Source organism: Cupriavidus basilensis (assembly GCF_008801925.2).
Lineage (GTDB): Bacteria > Pseudomonadota > Gammaproteobacteria > Burkholderiales > Burkholderiaceae > Cupriavidus > Cupriavidus basilensis.
In genome coordinates this window covers 482,438-496,548 of record NZ_CP062803.1, presented here as the reverse complement: position 1 = coordinate 496,548, position 14,111 = coordinate 482,438, and the positions used below count along the sequence as shown (strand labels likewise).

At 66.2% G+C, this 14,111-nt stretch carries 13 protein-coding genes; 7 read left to right on the top strand and 6 right to left on the bottom strand.

Translation table 11 applies throughout. From position 1 onward, the window contains the following. Positions 1-46: 46 nt before the first annotated feature. The 3 genes from rsmD to F7R26_RS02205 form a co-directional block, all read right to left on the bottom strand. Positions 47-676 (bottom strand): 16S rRNA (guanine(966)-N(2))-methyltransferase RsmD, encoded by a 630-nt coding sequence (gene rsmD / locus F7R26_RS02215; protein WP_183032820.1) that lies wholly within the window; start codon positions 674-676, stop codon positions 47-49. A gap of 77 nt (positions 677-753) precedes the next feature. Then, entirely contained in the window at positions 754-2,115 is a 1,362-nt protein-coding gene (locus F7R26_RS02210; protein WP_150991848.1) for a M16 family metallopeptidase, read from the bottom strand. A gap of 24 nt (positions 2,116-2,139) precedes the next feature. Beyond that, the gene (locus F7R26_RS02205; protein ID WP_150991850.1) at positions 2,140-3,669 is read right to left on the bottom strand and encodes a M16 family metallopeptidase; all 1,530 of its coding nucleotides are present in this window, start codon (positions 3,667-3,669) and stop codon (positions 2,140-2,142) included. Between the two features lie 60 nt (positions 3,670-3,729). Here F7R26_RS02205 and ftsY point away from each other — a divergent pair, with 60 nt between their 5' ends. Next, on the top strand, positions 3,730-4,875 hold the full coding sequence (gene ftsY, locus F7R26_RS02200) for a signal recognition particle-docking protein FtsY (RefSeq protein WP_193692114.1): 1,146 nt from the start codon (positions 3,730-3,732) through the stop codon (positions 4,873-4,875). Between the two features lie 89 nt (positions 4,876-4,964). Here the strand turns inward: ftsY and maiA are convergent, their stop codons facing one another. Next, the gene (maiA, locus tag F7R26_RS02195; protein ID WP_150989741.1) at positions 4,965-5,612 is read right to left on the bottom strand and encodes a maleylacetoacetate isomerase; all 648 of its coding nucleotides are present in this window, start codon (positions 5,610-5,612) and stop codon (positions 4,965-4,967) included. A 4-nt stretch (positions 5,613-5,616) separates the two neighbouring features. After that, positions 5,617-6,318, bottom strand: a complete 702-nt coding sequence (locus F7R26_RS02190) for a fumarylacetoacetate hydrolase family protein (protein ID WP_150989738.1) — start codon at positions 6,316-6,318, stop codon at positions 5,617-5,619. A gap of 208 nt (positions 6,319-6,526) precedes the next feature. Here F7R26_RS02190 and F7R26_RS02185 point away from each other — a divergent pair, with 208 nt between their 5' ends. The 5 genes from F7R26_RS02185 (at position 6,527) to ybiB (ending at position 11,877) form a co-directional block, all read left to right on the top strand. Next, positions 6,527-7,180, top strand: a complete 654-nt coding sequence (locus F7R26_RS02185; RefSeq protein WP_150989735.1) for an ANTAR domain-containing response regulator — start codon at positions 6,527-6,529, stop codon at positions 7,178-7,180. Positions 7,181-7,539: 359 nt separating this feature from the next. Then, on the top strand, positions 7,540-8,859 hold the full coding sequence (locus F7R26_RS02180) for a CmpA/NrtA family ABC transporter substrate-binding protein (RefSeq protein ID WP_150989733.1): 1,320 nt from the start codon (positions 7,540-7,542) through the stop codon (positions 8,857-8,859). Between the two features lie 85 nt (positions 8,860-8,944). Next, positions 8,945-9,883, top strand: a complete 939-nt coding sequence (gene ntrB, locus F7R26_RS02175; RefSeq protein ID WP_150989730.1) for a nitrate ABC transporter permease — start codon at positions 8,945-8,947, stop codon at positions 9,881-9,883. A 44-nt stretch (positions 9,884-9,927) separates the two neighbouring features. After that, on the top strand, positions 9,928-10,731 hold the full coding sequence (locus F7R26_RS02170; protein WP_150989727.1) for an ABC transporter ATP-binding protein: 804 nt from the start codon (positions 9,928-9,930) through the stop codon (positions 10,729-10,731). A 126-nt stretch (positions 10,732-10,857) separates the two neighbouring features. Then, positions 10,858-11,877: a DNA-binding protein YbiB gene (gene ybiB, locus F7R26_RS02165; protein ID WP_150989724.1), complete on the top strand. Its 1,020-nt coding sequence runs from the start codon at positions 10,858-10,860 to the stop codon at positions 11,875-11,877. Between the two features lie 24 nt (positions 11,878-11,901). Here ybiB and F7R26_RS02160 read toward each other — a convergent pair whose 3' ends face one another. Continuing rightward, positions 11,902-12,777: a pirin family protein gene (locus F7R26_RS02160; protein ID WP_150989721.1), complete on the bottom strand. Its 876-nt coding sequence runs from the start codon at positions 12,775-12,777 to the stop codon at positions 11,902-11,904. A gap of 397 nt (positions 12,778-13,174) precedes the next feature. Here F7R26_RS02160 and rpoH point away from each other — a divergent pair, with 397 nt between their 5' ends. Then, positions 13,175-14,071, top strand: a complete 897-nt coding sequence (rpoH, locus tag F7R26_RS02155) for an RNA polymerase sigma factor RpoH (protein WP_220810654.1) — start codon at positions 13,175-13,177, stop codon at positions 14,069-14,071. The last annotated feature ends 40 nt before the right edge of the window (positions 14,072-14,111 follow it).

Genomic DNA, 14,111 nt, shown 5'->3' with positions numbered 1-14,111 from the left:
TCTTGCGTGCAGGTGGCCGGTCACAATGCCCGCGGCCACCAGCCCCTCAGAGGTTCCTGTGCTGCAACAAATGGAAGTGCACCGCCCCAGCCCGTGCATGCCGCACGATCTCGAGCGCCGCCGGCACGGGCGCGTCGGGCCCGATCAGGGCGCGATCTGTTTCCACATACACGGCACCGCCTGGACGTGACAGCCGCGCCGCATGCTCCAGCGCGGGGCCAAGCCAGTCTTCGGCAAAGGGCGGATCGAGGAACACCACGTCGAAGCTGGCCGACGGCATCTGTGCCGCGGTCGCGAATGCATCGCCTTGCACCACCCGGATCTGCTGGGCGTCGAGCCGGTACTGGTTGTCACGCAGCTGCTTGGCCACGCGCGGATTGGCTTCGACCATGGTGACCTGCTGGGCACCCCGGGAGGCAGCCTCGAAACCCAGTGCGCCGGAGCCGGCAAACAGGTCGAGGCAAGCCAGCCCGGACATGTCCTGCCCAAGCCAGTTGAACAGGGTCTCACGCACGCGGTCAGGGGTGGGACGCAGGCCTTCGGCATCGAGCACGGGCAACGGCGTGCGCTTCCACTTGCCGCCAATGATGCGAACCTGGGCAGGAGACTGCCGCGGCGAGGGGGATGGGGATCGCCCGCTGGCAGCGGGCGAGGGAGATCGGGTACGCGAATTCATGCCGTGATTGTAGAGCCTGCGGCGCGGAAAAGCGCAAGCGCCGGGAACGCCTCCCGGCGCCCGCTCCTGTCACTGCGTTATTCCGGTCCACCCACGATGACGGTCGCCATGGCGTCCGGGAACACGTGGCGCTGGAAGGCTTCGCGGACCTGGGCACGGGTAACCTTGCCGATCTGGGCGGTCCAGGTGTCAAGGTAGTCCAGCGGCAGCCCGTACCAGCCGATATTGGCCACATTGGTCAGCAGCTTGCGGTTGCTGTCGATGCGCAGCGGGAAGCCGTTGACCAGATTGTCCTTGGCGGCCTTCAGTTCGGTGTCGGTGGGGCCTTGCGCCACGTACTGCGCCAGCACCTTGCGCACCAGCGCCAGCGCTTCATTGGTCTGTGCCTTCTTGGTCTGCAAGCTGATGCCGAAGGGGCCTGCCTGCTTGGCGGGTGCGAAGTAGCTGTCGACGCCGTAGGTGAGGCCGCGCTTTTCCCGCACCTCGTCGGTCAGGCGCGAGCTGAAGCCGCCACCGCCGAGCACGTAGTTGCCCACCAGCAGGGCAAAGTAGTCGGGATCACCACGCGCGATGGCGGGCTGGCTGATGGCTACCGTAGCCTGCTGCGCCGGATGCGGCACGCGCTGCTCGCTAGCCGGGATCTTGAGCTGCACCGGGGGCATCGTAGGCGGTGTGGCGCCAGCCGGCAGGCCGCGCGTCAGCTGCTCGGCAATGGCCTCAGCCTGCTTGCGGTCGATGGCGCCGATCAGCGTCAAGACGGCACGCGACGCCGTGAAATTGTCCCGCCAGAAGCGCTCGATATCGGCTCGGGTGATCGATTCGACGCTGGCCTCGGTCGGCGACACGCCATACGGGTGCGACGGATAGATCGCACGCGACACCATCTTGTCGGCGATCACGCCGGGCTTGGTATCGGCCTCGCGGATGGCGGTGATCAGGCGTTGCTTCTCGCGCGCCACCACGGCGTCCGGGTAGGCCGGCGCCTTGATCAGCTGCCCGGCCAGCGCGAGCGACTGGCTGAGTTCCGGCTCGGAAGTCAGCGTGCGCAGGCCGATGCCGCCGCGATCGCTGCTGGCGGCGCCGCCGAAGTCGGCGCCGGTGTCGGCGAAGGCGTCAGCCACCTGCGCTTCATCGCGGGCCGGCTGGCCATCCTGCGCGGCCGCGCCCTTGTCGAGCAGGGCCGAGGCGAGCGTGGCAAGGCCGGCCTTGCCGGCCGGGTCATAGCGGCTGCCGGCGTCGAAATCCATATTGACGTCGAGCATGGGAATGGACGGGCTGCGCACGAAATACACGCGGGCGCCGGTGGAGGTGGTCCACTGCTCGATCGGGATCGCAGCCAGCGCGGCCTGCGAGGCGATCAGGGCAAGCGCACCGCAAGCCGCGCCTGCCAGGCGGCGCAACAGGCGTGGCGACGGGATCGTCGGGGCAAAGAGAGGCATCTTGGGTCCTGTCCTCTAGAGCGCTCAGCGGAGCGAGTCGGCGGCGCCGGCCGGAGCCTTCGCCTTGTTCGGGTCGATCGGCTGCGGCAGCAGGGTCGCCACGGTCAGGTTATCGTCGTTGAAGTATTTGCCCGCCACCGCCTGCACCTGTTCCGGCGTGACGGCCTTGATCTTGTCGAGCATGCGGTCGAGCTGGCGCCAGGAAATACCGGCGATCTCGGCCACGCCGATCTCCATGCCCTGCCCGAACACCGAGTCGCGCTTGTAGATCTGCGCCGCCACCACCTGCGCCTTGACCCGCTTGAGCTCTGCGGGCGACACGCCTTCGCGCGCAATGCGGGCGATCTCGTCGCGCAGCGCGCGCTCAATCTCCTCGGTGGTATGGCCGGTGGCCGGCGTACCGTCGAGCACCATCAGGGACTCGCCGCGGTTGATGCTGTCGTAGCCCACGTTGACGTCGTCGGCGATGCGGCGCTCGCGCACCAGGTCGCGCGTCAGGCGGGCGTTGTCATAGCCATTGAGCACGGCGGAGAGGACTTCCAGGGCGTAGGGATCGACGTCCCTCTCGACATCGCGCAGGCGCGGCACCTTGTACGCCAGGACCACGTAGGGGTTCTCGGCTGGGGCCTTGACCCAGATCCGCTTGATGCCCTTCTGCGCCGGCTCCTGCTGGTCCTTGCGCAGCGGCAGCGTGCGGGCCTTGAGCTTGCCGTAGGTGCGCTCCGCCAGCGCCCTGACCTCGGCCGCCGTGACGTCGCCCGTTATCACCAGCAGCGCGTTGTCGGGCACGTACCAGTTCTTGTACCAGGCCTGCACGTCTTCCACGCGCATGTTGACCAGGTCGGCCGGCCAGCCGATCACGGGATGCCGGTAGGGCCCGGCGGTGTAGACGGTGGCCAGCAACTGCTCGTAGACCGTGCCGCGCGCGGAGTCGTCCGTGCGCAGGCGCCGCTCTTCCATCACGACCTTCATTTCCCGCTCGAACTCATCCTTCTTGATGATGAGGTTGGCCATGCGGTCGGCTTCCAGCTCCATCATCTTCGGCAGGTACTGCTTGCTGATCTGCTGGTAATAGAGCGTGAAGTCGCGGTTGGTCATGGCGTTCTCGCGCCCGCCCAGTGCGGCGATCTGCTTGGAAAACTCGCCCGGCCCGACCTTTGGTGTACCCTTGAACATCATGTGTTCAAGCATGTGCGCCACGCCAGTGGTGCCACTGACCTCATCCATGCCACCCACGCGATACCAGATCTGGTGGGCTACGGTGGGCGCGCGATGGTCTTCCTTGACGATGACCCGCATGCCGTTGGACAGCTTGAACTCGGTGGTATCGGCCTGCGCCGCGGCGGTTTGCGCGGCGGGGGCCTGGCCAGCCGGCAACGGCGGCGGCGCCACGGCGGTCTGCGCATAGGCCGCGCCGAACCAGGGCATCGCGATCAACAAGAGGGTGGGAACGAGGCGCCGGGAGAAAGCGGCCGGGCGAACAGCGCCGGCGCCGGCAAGAAGCGAAGCGGTACGGGCGGCGCCCGACCTGGACCTGACAGCACAATGGTTCATGGGACCCCGTCTGCTAGAATTTTGGCGATTGATTCTACCGGGGTATTGACCCCTTTCCCAATGTTTAGTTTCTGGAAGAAGCGCAAGGCCGAACCGGCCAGTGCGCCGCCCGAGGTGCAAAGCCCGGCGCCCGCCGCCACTCCGGCCGCGGCGCCCGCCAGCGCGCCCCCCCCCATTCCCGCGGCCGGGCCTGCCCCGGCCGCCGCCGTTCCCGTCCCGCCAACCGCCATCCAGCCAGTCCGGAGTGCGGCTCCGGCCGCTGCCGAGGAACTGGTCCTGACCCCGCCGCCGGCCGCCTCCGCCGAGGCCAAGCGCGGCTGGATGCAACGTTTGCGCACCGGCCTGTCCAAGACCAGCCGCAATCTGGGCACGCTGTTTGTTGGCGTCAAGGTCGACGAAGACCTGTTCGAGGACCTGGAAACGGCCCTGATCATGGCCGACGCCGGCGTCGAGGCTACCGAGCACCTGCTGAGCGCGCTGCGCCGCCGCGTCAAGACCGAACGCATCGAAACCGCCGAAGGCGTCAAGGCCGCGCTGCGCGAGCTGCTGACCGAGCTGCTGCGCCCGCTCGAGAAGACCATGTCCCTGGGCCGCGAGCAGCCGCTGGTGATGATGATCTCGGGGGTGAACGGCGCCGGCAAGACCACCAGCATCGGCAAGCTGTGCAAGCACTTCCAGAGCTATGACCAGTCCGTGCTGCTGGCCGCGGGCGACACCTTCCGCGCCGCCGCGCGCGAGCAGTTGACCATCTGGGGCGAGCGCAACAATGTCACGGTGGTCTCGCAGGAAAGTGGCGACCCGGCGGCGGTGATCTTCGACGCGGTCAACGCGGCACGCGCACGCGGCATCGATATCGTGATGGCCGATACCGCGGGTCGCCTGCCCACGCAGCTGCACCTGATGGAAGAGCTGAAGAAGGTCAAGCGTGTCATCGCCAAGGCGATGCCGAACGCGCCACACGAATCGCTGCTGGTGATCGACGCCAACACCGGCCAGAACGCGCTGTCCCAGGTCAAGGCGTTCGACGACGCGCTGGGCCTGACCGGGCTGATCGTGACCAAGCTCGACGGCACCGCCAAGGGCGGTATCCTGGCCGCGATCGCGCGCCAGCGCCCGGTGCCGGTCTACTTCATCGGCGTGGGCGAGAAGGTCGAGGACCTGCAGCCCTTCAAGGCCGAGGAATTCGCCGACGCACTGCTCGGCTGAGCAACCCACCCGGCTCGCCAGTAAAAAAGCCCCGCAATCGCTTGCGGGGCTTCTTGCTTATTGCGGCCTGCCGAACCTGGCGTGGCAGCTTATTCGGCGTCCGGCTGCGCCTTGGGCTCGGCCTGCTGGAACGCGGGCAGCGCCATGCAGGCGTCGAACACCTTGGCAATGGCCGGGTAGCGGGCCACGTCGATATTGAAGCGCTGCGCGTTGAACACCTGCGGCACCAGGCAGATGTCCGCCAGCGTCGGCGTATCGCCAAAGCAGAAACGCCCAGCCTTGCCCGAGCGCACGAGGTTGGTATTGACCGACTCGAAACCCAGCTCGACCCAGTGGCGATACCACGCGTCCTTGGCCTCCTCCGCCACGCCCAGCGTGTGCTTGAGGTACTTCAGCACGCGCAGGTTATTCAGCGGATGGATCTCGCACGCGACCTCCAGCGCCAGCGCGCGGATGTAAGCGCGGTCGAGCGCGCTGCCCGGCAGCAGGGGCGGCTCGGGATGCGTCTCGTCGAGGTACTCGACCATCGCCACGGACTGGATCAATACGTGATCGTCATCCAGCAGGGTCGGCACCAGCGCATCGGGGTTCAGCGCCCGGTAGGCCGGCTGCAGTTGCTGACCGCCATCGCGCAACAGATGCACCGGCAGGTACTCGTAAGGCAAGCCCTTCAACTGCAAGGCAATGCGCACCCGGTACGAGGCGGAGCTGCGAAAGTAGCTGTAAAGCTTGAGCATGGACTCAGACTACCTTGACGGTGAGCTCGCCCACGCCTTCGATCTTGCACAGCATGACATCGCCCTTGACCACCGGGCCCACGCCTTCAGGCGTGCCGCTGTAGATCAGGTCGCCGGGTTGCAGCTCGAACAGCTTGGAGAGATAGGACACCATTTCGGGCACCGACCAGATCAGGTCCGACAGGTCGCCGCGTTGCTTCTCCACGCCGTTGACGGACAGCGTGACCGCGCCCTTCTCCGGATGGCCGATGGCGGACACCGGCACGATCGGGCCGATCGGGGCGGACTTGTCGAAGGCCTTGCCGGTTTCCCAGGGGCGGCCGGTCTTCTTCGATTCGTTCTGCAGGTCGCGGCGCGTCATGTCGAGGCCGAGCGCGTAGCCAAAGACGTGGCTCGCGGCATCCGCCTCGGCAATGTCCTTGCCGCCCTTGCCGATGGCAACGACCAGCTCCACTTCGTAGTGGCAATTGCTGGTGCCCTGCGGATAGGGGAAGGCGCCTACGGTACCGTCGGCCACATAGCTCACGGCGTCGGCGGGCTTACAGAAGAAGAACGGCGGCTCGCGGTCGGGATCCGAACCCATTTCACGGGCATGGGCGGCATAGTTGCGGCCCACGCAGTAGACCCGGCGTACCGGGAACTGAGCGCTGCTGCCGCGCACGGGCACGCCGTTGGGCGCCGGCGGGGCAAATACGAATTCGGTCATCCATCTCTCCAAGCATATTCTGTGTTTTAGACTACGCGCCAGCATGCTGGCATCGCCAGTAGACGCCCTGCCGCGCAGCAGGGCAATAGCATACACCGGCGGTTCTGGCCGCGTGCGCCGGCAGCCATTGAATCCGGGAAACCCCGCAATACAATGAAAGGCGTCTCGGCGCGAATCTTGCGTGGCAAGAGGCATTCCAAGTGACGCCATGAACAGACGCCCCCCAGCCCGCTCCGCCCCGACGAGTCCTGCCAGCCCCGCGCCCGCCGCGTCGGGTTCACGCGCGCTACGCATTTTGCTGGTGCGCGATCCGCATGACGAGGATCCGCTCAATATCGAGACGATCCGTGCCGGGCTCGTGTCTGCGGGCTTCACGGACATCGAAACGGTGGACGCCGACCTGCGGCTGCCCGACGCGATCGCCGCGCGGCAGCCGGACCTGATCATCATCGCCTCGGAGTCCGCCGCGCGCGATACGGTCGAGCATGTATGCGTGTCAACCCAGCACGCGCCGCGCCCCATCGTGCTCTTCACGGACAACGACGACGCCCAGCGCATCAAGGCCGCGCTGAGCGCAGGAATCACCGCCTACATCGTCGACGGCCTGCGCGCCGAACGCGTCAAGACCGTGCTGGATGTGGCCTATGCGCGCTTCGAACTGGACCAGGAACTGCGTGCGGAGCTTGATGCCACGCGGCTGCAGCTGGCCGAGCGCAAGGAAGTGGAGCGTGCCAAGGGCCTGCTGATGAAGGAGCGCGGCATGACCGAGGACGAGGCTTACAAGCGGCTGCGCAGCATGGCAATGGAGCGCGGCATCAAGCTCGTCGAGGCGGCACGGCGGGTCATCGATGTGATGAGCTAAGCCCCGAACAAACCATGCTCGGGCGCCGCGATGCGCCCCGCACGCGCTTGGTGCAATGCACAAGGATGGCGCGAGCGCATCACCTTTCACGCACCGGCAGCGCACGGACGCCGCTTCGGCGCGCCCGCTTCTGGCTCCTTGCCCACGCTCGCTGGCGGTCAGACCCCGACAACAGCCCTCCCGACCCTTGGCACGCGGCTTGCGTAATCGAAGCATCGGCCAACGACGGCCGATCACATACCGATGTGCGCCGCCAACGATGGCCGCGCCGCATCACGGGACAACGGCGTCCTGACCTGCCCCCGCATTTCTGGCGAAAGCGGAGCAGTTCAGGACGCTTTTTATTTGGAGACGTGTCAATGCCCTCTCGCCTGAAGATTGCCAAGTCGCTGCATGCAGCAGTTGCCACCGACGCCAGCACCACGGGAGCCGATGCGGTGCCCGCCAGCAACGGACGGCGCCGCGCCCTGGCTACCATCGCCGGCGCCAGCGTGATAACCCTGGTCGATCCCCTGGTACGCGCTGGCGCATGGGCGGCAGGCTCCGACGCGCCGGAAAAACCGGAGGTGCGGATCGGCTTCATTCCGCTGACGGACTGCGCCTCGGTCGTGATGGCCGGCACGCTCGGCTTCGACAAGAAGTACGGCATCAAGATCACGCCCACCAAGGAAGCCTCCTGGGCCGGCGTGCGCGACAAGCTGGTCAATGGCGAACTCGACGCGGCGCATGTGCTGTATGGGCTGATCTATGGCGTGCAGCTTGGCATTGGTGGCCCCAGGAAAGACATGGCGGTGCTGATGAACCTGAACCACAACGGCCAGGCCATCACGCTGTCATCCAAGCTGGCGGAGAAAGGCGTCAAGGACGGCGCCAGCCTGAAGGCGCTGATGATGAAGGAAAAGCGCGAGTACACCTTCGCCCAGACCTTCCCCACCGGCACCCATGCCATGTGGCTGTACTACTGGCTGGCCGCCAACGGCATCAACCCGATGCAGGACGCCAAGGCCATCACCGTGCCGCCGCCGCAGATGGTGGCCAACATGCGCGTGGGCAACATGGACGGCTTCTGCGTGGGCGAGCCGTGGGGCGCGCGCGCCATCGCCGACAAGATCGGCTTTACCGCGGAAACCACGCAGGCGATCTGGAAGGATCACCCGGAAAAGACCCTGGGCACCACGGCAGAATTCGTTCAGAAGTATCCCAATACGGCACGCGCAATGGTGGCCGCCGTGCTCGACGCTTCGAAGTACATCGACGCATCGGCTTCCAACCGCCGCAAGACCGCCGAGACCATCGCCGCCAAGTCCTACGTCAACACCGACATGGACATCATCCTGGACCGCATGCTGGGCCGCTATAGCAACGGCCTGGGCAAGACCTGGGACGACCCGGACTCGATGAAGTTCTACCAGGACGGCGCCGCCAACTATCCCTTCCTCTCCGACGGCATGTGGTTCCTCACGCAGCAAAAGCGCTGGGGCTTGCTCAAGGATCACCCTGACTACCTGGAGGTGGCGAAGAAGGTCAATCGCATCGACATCTACAAACAGGCCGCTGCGGCCGCGCAGGTGCCGCTGCCCAAGAGCGACTTCCGTACCGCGAAGCTGATCGACGGCGTGGTGTGGGATGCCAGCAAGGACCCCAAGGCCTATGCCGACGGTTTCAAGATCAAGGCCTGAAGCGCACGCGCCCCGGCGTGATTCCGATTTTGATTGCCGCTTGAACGCCGGCGTGGCGACGCGCCGGCCACCGAAGGAGCCAGACGTGAATGCACTAGCCCGGCCTGCCCCGCATGCCGCCAACCAAGCCGCCCCTGCCGATGCCGGCACCAATGCCGAGGTTGCCGTGGTTGGCGACCAGCAAGCCCATGAACGCGCTGAGCGCCGCGCGCTCGCCGCGCAAGCCGAGGCGCGCCGCGCGGCACGGCGCGACGCCATCGCCGCCGTGGTGCTCAAGGTGATGCCGCCGGTAGCAGGCTTTGCGCTGTTCCTGCTGATGTGGCACGGCATCGCCACCATGATCCCCGCCATCCCCACGCCGGCGGCCACCTGGCATGCCGCCGTGCCGCTGTTTGCCGACCCGTTCTACCGCAACGGCCCCAATGACCAGGGCATCGGTTGGAACGTGCTGGCATCGCTGGCGCGCGTGGCGGCAGGCTTCGGGCTGGCCGCATTGATCGGCATCCCGGCCGGCTTCGCGCTGGGCCGCTTCGCCTTTCTCAACGCGATGATGGCGCCCATCATCAGCCTGCTGCGCCCGGTCTCGCCGCTGGCCTGGCTGCCCATTGGCCTGCTGCTGTTCAAATCGGCAAACCCGGCGGCGATCTGGGCCATCTTCATCTGCTCGATCTGGCCGATGGTGATCAATACCGCGGTGGGCGTAACCCGTGTGCCGCAGGACTACCTGAATGTGGCGCGCGTGCTCGACCTTTCCGAATGGAAGGTATTCACCCGCGTGCTGCTGCCCGCGGTGCTGCCGTACATGCTCACCGGCGTGCGGCTGTCCATCGGTACCGCCTGGCTGGTGATCGTGGCCGCGGAAATGCTCACTGGCGGCACCGGCATCGGCTTCTGGCTGTGGGACGAGTGGAACAACCTGAAGGTGGAACACATCGTCATCGCGATCTTCATCATCGGCATGGTCGGGCTGCTGCTCGAATACGCGCTGCTCAGCCTGGCCAAGCGCTTCAGCTACGGCAACTAAGGCGCCAAGTCGCCAACCGCGCCCTGGCGCCCAAGGAGAAGCTCATGGAAAAGTTCGTCCGTATCGAGAATGTCGGGCAGACCTTCAAGACCAAGAAGGGGCCGTTCGTCGCCCTGCGCGATGTCAACCTGACCATCGCCAGCGGCGAGTTCATTACGCTGATCGGCCATTCGGGCTGTGGCAAATCCACCTTGCTCAACCTGCTGGCCGGGCTGGACCGGCCCAGCGCCGGCGCGCTGATCTGCGCCGAGCGCGAGATCGCAGGCCCCGGCCCGGATCGGGCGGTGGTGTTCCAGAACCATTCGCTGCTGCCCTGGCTGACCTGTTTCGACAATGTCTATCTTGGCGTGGAGCGCGTGTTCGGCGCCAGCGAGAGCAAGGCGCAGCTGAAGGCCCGCACGCACGGCACGCTTGCCTTGGTTGGCCTGACGCATGCCGAAGCCAAGTATCCGCAGGAGATCTCGGGCGGCATGAAGCAGCGCGTAGGCATCGCCCGGGCGCTGGCCATGGAGCCCAAGGTGCTGCTGATGGACGAGCCCTTCGGCGCGCTGGATGCGCTCACCCGCGCGCACCTGCAGGATGAACTGATCAAGATCGTGGCGAAAACGCGCAGCACGGTGGTGATGGTGACCCACGACGTGGATGAAGCGGTGCTGCTGGCCGACCGCATCGTCATGATGACCAACGGCCCCGCGGCCACCATTGGCGAAGTGCTGAAGGTGGATCTGCCGCGGCCACGCGAGCGCATGGCGCTGGCCGAGGACAAGGATTACCACGCATGCCGCACGGCAGTGCTGGACTTCCTGTACCGCAAGCAGCGCAATCCCGCCCTGAAGGAAGCCGCCTGAGCGAGGGCCGTGACGGGCCGGCCACTCCCGTGCCGGGGGCGAGGCCGGGCCGGCATTGCGACTGTCATGGGCACGGCCGGCCCGCTCCGCTATCATGGACTTCAAACCACATAGTCCCAACCCGCCATGACCGCCACGCCTACGTCCCCTGCGGCCCCCGCCGCCCCTGCTTTCGCTGCCGCGAAGTACATCAAGGAAATCGGCCGGGGCGTCAACGGCGCCCGCGCGCTGCCGCGCGAAGATGCCCAGGCGCTGTTCGATGCGATGCTGGCAGGCCGCGTGGCCGATATCGAGCTGGGCGCGGTGCTGATGGCCTATCGCATCAAGGGCGAGGCCCCGCACGAGCTGGCCGGGATGCTCGATGCCGCGCACGCGCATTGCCTGCCGCTGGCCGGCCCGGCGGACCGCGTCGTGGTGTCGATCCCCAGCTATAACGGCGCGCGCAAGCAGCCCAACCTGGTGCCGCTGCTGGCGCTGCTGCTGGCGCGCGAGGGCATTCCGGTGCTGGTACACGGCTCCCGCCAATTCAACGGGCGCGTCACCAGCATCTCGCTGTTCGAGGCGCTGGGGATCTTGCCGTGCAGCACCGTGGCGCAGGCCGAATCCCAGTTGCGCGGCAAGGATGCCCAGCCCGGCCCGCTGGCGGTGCTGCCGATCGACGTGCTGTCGCCGGCGCTGGCGCGGATGCTGGACAAGCGCATGCAGATCGGCTTGCGCAACTCCGCGCATACGGTGGTCAAGATGTTGCAGCCTGTGGGCGCGCACAGCCCGGCCGAGGCGCTGCGGCTGTATAGCTACACCCACCCCGAGTACCGCGAAACCCTGACCGATTATTTCTCGCGCGAGCCCGCCAATGTGCTGCTGGCGCGAGGCACCGAGGGCGAGGTGGTGGCCGACGCCCGGCGCAACAGCCGCATCGACTGGCTGCACGACGGGCATCAACGCACCTTGGTCGACCCGACATCGGGCTCCATCGTTGAGGTGCCGGAATTGCCGCCCGGCAGTGACGTGGACCAGACCGCGGCCTGGATCCGCCTCGTGCTGGACGGCAAGGCGCCAGTGCCTGGCCCGATCGCCACGCAGATCGACGCCATCCGCGACTGCCTGCAGCAAGGCACGCGCGTGGCTTGGGCCAGCCCGGTCTGAACGTGGCCCGGCAGGCAGTCGCCTTTAGCGCTTGCGCTGGGGCAGCGGAATGCGATCGCTCTCGCCCGGCACGCGCGGGAACTGGTCATCCTCCCAGCGCTGGGAAGCTGCTTCGATCGCTTCCTTGGTGCTGGCAACGAAATTCCAGAAAATAAAGCGATGGCCGTCGGTCGGGTCGCCGCCGAGCAGCATCACGCGCGACGCCACCTGCGCCGTCAACGTCACCGGCTGGCCCGGCACCAGGACCGCCAGGTGCCGCTCGGGCAATACTTCGCCGTCCAGGGCAATGGTGCCGTCCACCGGGTAGATGCCGCGCTCGGCGTGCTCCGCCGGAATCTCAAGGCTGGCGCCCGCCTCGAGCTCAATGGCCACGTAGAGCGTGCGGCTGAACACCTTCACCGGCGCCTCGGCGCCAAACGCATCGCCCGCAATCACCGTCATGCGTACGCCAGGGCGCTCCAGCTTGGGCAGCGTCGCGGCCGGATGGTGATGAAAAGACGGCTCGACATTCTCGTGCTCCTTGGGCAGCGCCACCCAGGTCTGGATGCCGTGCAGGCGCGGCCCGGCATCGCGGGCGGACTGGGGCGAGCGCTCCGAGTGCGCAATGCCTTTGCCAGCCGTCATCCAGTTCACGTCGCCCGGCCTGATGACCTGTTTGCTGCCCAGGCTGTCGTGGTGCAGGATCTCGCCCTCGAACAGGTAGGTGACCGTGGCCAGGCCGATGTGGGGATGCGGGCGCACATCGGCGCCTTCTCCGGGCGGCATGGCCACCGGGCCCATGTGGTCGAAGAAGATGAATGGGCCGATAGTCTGGGTTGCCGCGGCGGGCAGCAGACGGCTTACGGCAAAGTCGCCGAGGTCACGGGTGTGCGGCTTTAACAAGTGCTCGATAACAGACATGATGGTCCCCGGTTTGGTCGATGCTGGCGCTCAGCATCACTGAGACAAATGAAAAGAGTGTAGCTGCTAGAGAAACACAGCATCTCAACAGGCGAGAGAACCGGCAGGGGCATCGGCCCTCTAATCTTTGTCGGATCGTTCGCGTACCCGCGTGAGATAGTGGCTTCGTCACATCCTGCAAGATGTCGGACTAAAATACTATGTAGAAGAACCATTCGATTACCAGGAACTATCAACCCTGTTGGCACTCCAACTTAGCAGTCCCCCGGCTTGAGTGCTAATATGTGTTGCAATGCAGTGCGAAACCCCGAAAAGGGCCGCACACGCGGGCAACCCACCCGCCGGATGCGAAAGGAGCTATCGAGTGAACGCAGTCCTATCTGCTGACCAAACCCAAATGACCAACCGTCTGCCTGCGGTGCCACAGGGCGCCGGGACGTTTGCGCTGACCTTTCCCGGAACGCTGGGAAATATCGACAGCTATATCCAGGCTGTCCACCGTATTCCCCTGCTTACCCCCGAGGAAGAGCAGCGGCTCGCGCGCGAGTTGCGCGAGCACGACTCCGTCGATGCGGCACGCCGCATGGTGCTGTCGCACCTGCGCCTGGTGGTGTCCATCGCCCGCCAGTACCTCGGCTATGGCCTGCCCCACGCAGACCTGATTCAGGAAGGCAATATCGGCCTGATGAAGGCCGTGAAGCGCTTCGACCCGGATCAGGGCGTGCGGCTGGTGTCGTATGCCATGCACTGGATCAAGGCCGAGATCCACGAATATGTGCTGAAGAACTGGCGCATGGTCAAGGTGGCTACCACCAAGGCCCAGCGCAAGCTGTTCTTCAACCTGCGCAGCCACAAGCAGGGTGCCCATACCTTCACGCCGGAACAGATCGACGCGGTTGCGCGCGAGCTGAACGTCAAGCCGGAAGAAGTGATGGAGATGGAAACCCGCCTGTCGGGCGGCGACCTGGCGCTCGAAGGGCAGATCGACGATGGCGAAGAAGACTTCGCGCCCATCGCCTACCTGGCCGACAACCACAACGAGCCCACCCGCGTGATCGAGGCGCAGCGCCACGACCGCCTGCAGGTGCAAGGCCTGGAAGAAGCGCTGTCCAAGCTCGACGACCGTAGCCGCCGCATCATCGAGGCGCGCTGGCTGCAGGTCAACGACGACGGCTCGGGCGGCTCCACGCTGCACGAACTGGCTGACGAATTCGGCGTCTCCGCCGAACGCATCCGCCAGATCGAAACCGCGGCGATGAAGAAGATGAAGGGTGCGCTGCAGGCCTTTGCCTAAGGCTTAAGCGCGCCAGAAGTCAAACAGGGCCGGTCTCGCG

What these genes read in the sequence shown, in the direction of transcription:
- rsmD (WP_183032820.1), bottom strand. Translation starts at nt 676, where the DNA reads ATGAATTCGCGTACCCGATCTCCCTCGCCCGCTGCCAGCGGGCGATCC.
- rpoH (WP_220810654.1), top strand. Translation starts at nt 13,175, where the DNA reads ATGACCAACCGTCTGCCTGCGGTGCCACAGGGCGCCGGGACGTTTGCG.
- F7R26_RS02170 (WP_150989727.1), top strand. Translation starts at nt 9,928, where the DNA reads ATGGAAAAGTTCGTCCGTATCGAGAATGTCGGGCAGACCTTCAAGACC.
- maiA (WP_150989741.1), bottom strand. Translation starts at nt 5,612, where the DNA reads ATGCTCAAGCTTTACAGCTACTTTCGCAGCTCCGCCTCGTACCGGGTG.
- ybiB (WP_150989724.1), top strand. Translation starts at nt 10,858, where the DNA reads ATGACCGCCACGCCTACGTCCCCTGCGGCCCCCGCCGCCCCTGCTTTC.
- F7R26_RS02160 (WP_150989721.1), bottom strand. Translation starts at nt 12,777, where the DNA reads ATGTCTGTTATCGAGCACTTGTTAAAGCCGCACACCCGTGACCTCGGC.
- F7R26_RS02210 (WP_150991848.1), bottom strand. Translation starts at nt 2,115, where the DNA reads ATGCCTCTCTTTGCCCCGACGATCCCGTCGCCACGCCTGTTGCGCCGC.
- F7R26_RS02185 (WP_150989735.1), top strand. Translation starts at nt 6,527, where the DNA reads ATGAACAGACGCCCCCCAGCCCGCTCCGCCCCGACGAGTCCTGCCAGC.
- F7R26_RS02190 (WP_150989738.1), bottom strand. Translation starts at nt 6,318, where the DNA reads ATGACCGAATTCGTATTTGCCCCGCCGGCGCCCAACGGCGTGCCCGTG.
- ftsY (WP_193692114.1), top strand. Translation starts at nt 3,730, where the DNA reads ATGTTTAGTTTCTGGAAGAAGCGCAAGGCCGAACCGGCCAGTGCGCCG.
- F7R26_RS02205 (WP_150991850.1), bottom strand. Translation starts at nt 3,669, where the DNA reads ATGAACCATTGTGCTGTCAGGTCCAGGTCGGGCGCCGCCCGTACCGCT.
- F7R26_RS02180 (WP_150989733.1), top strand. Translation starts at nt 7,540, where the DNA reads ATGCCCTCTCGCCTGAAGATTGCCAAGTCGCTGCATGCAGCAGTTGCC.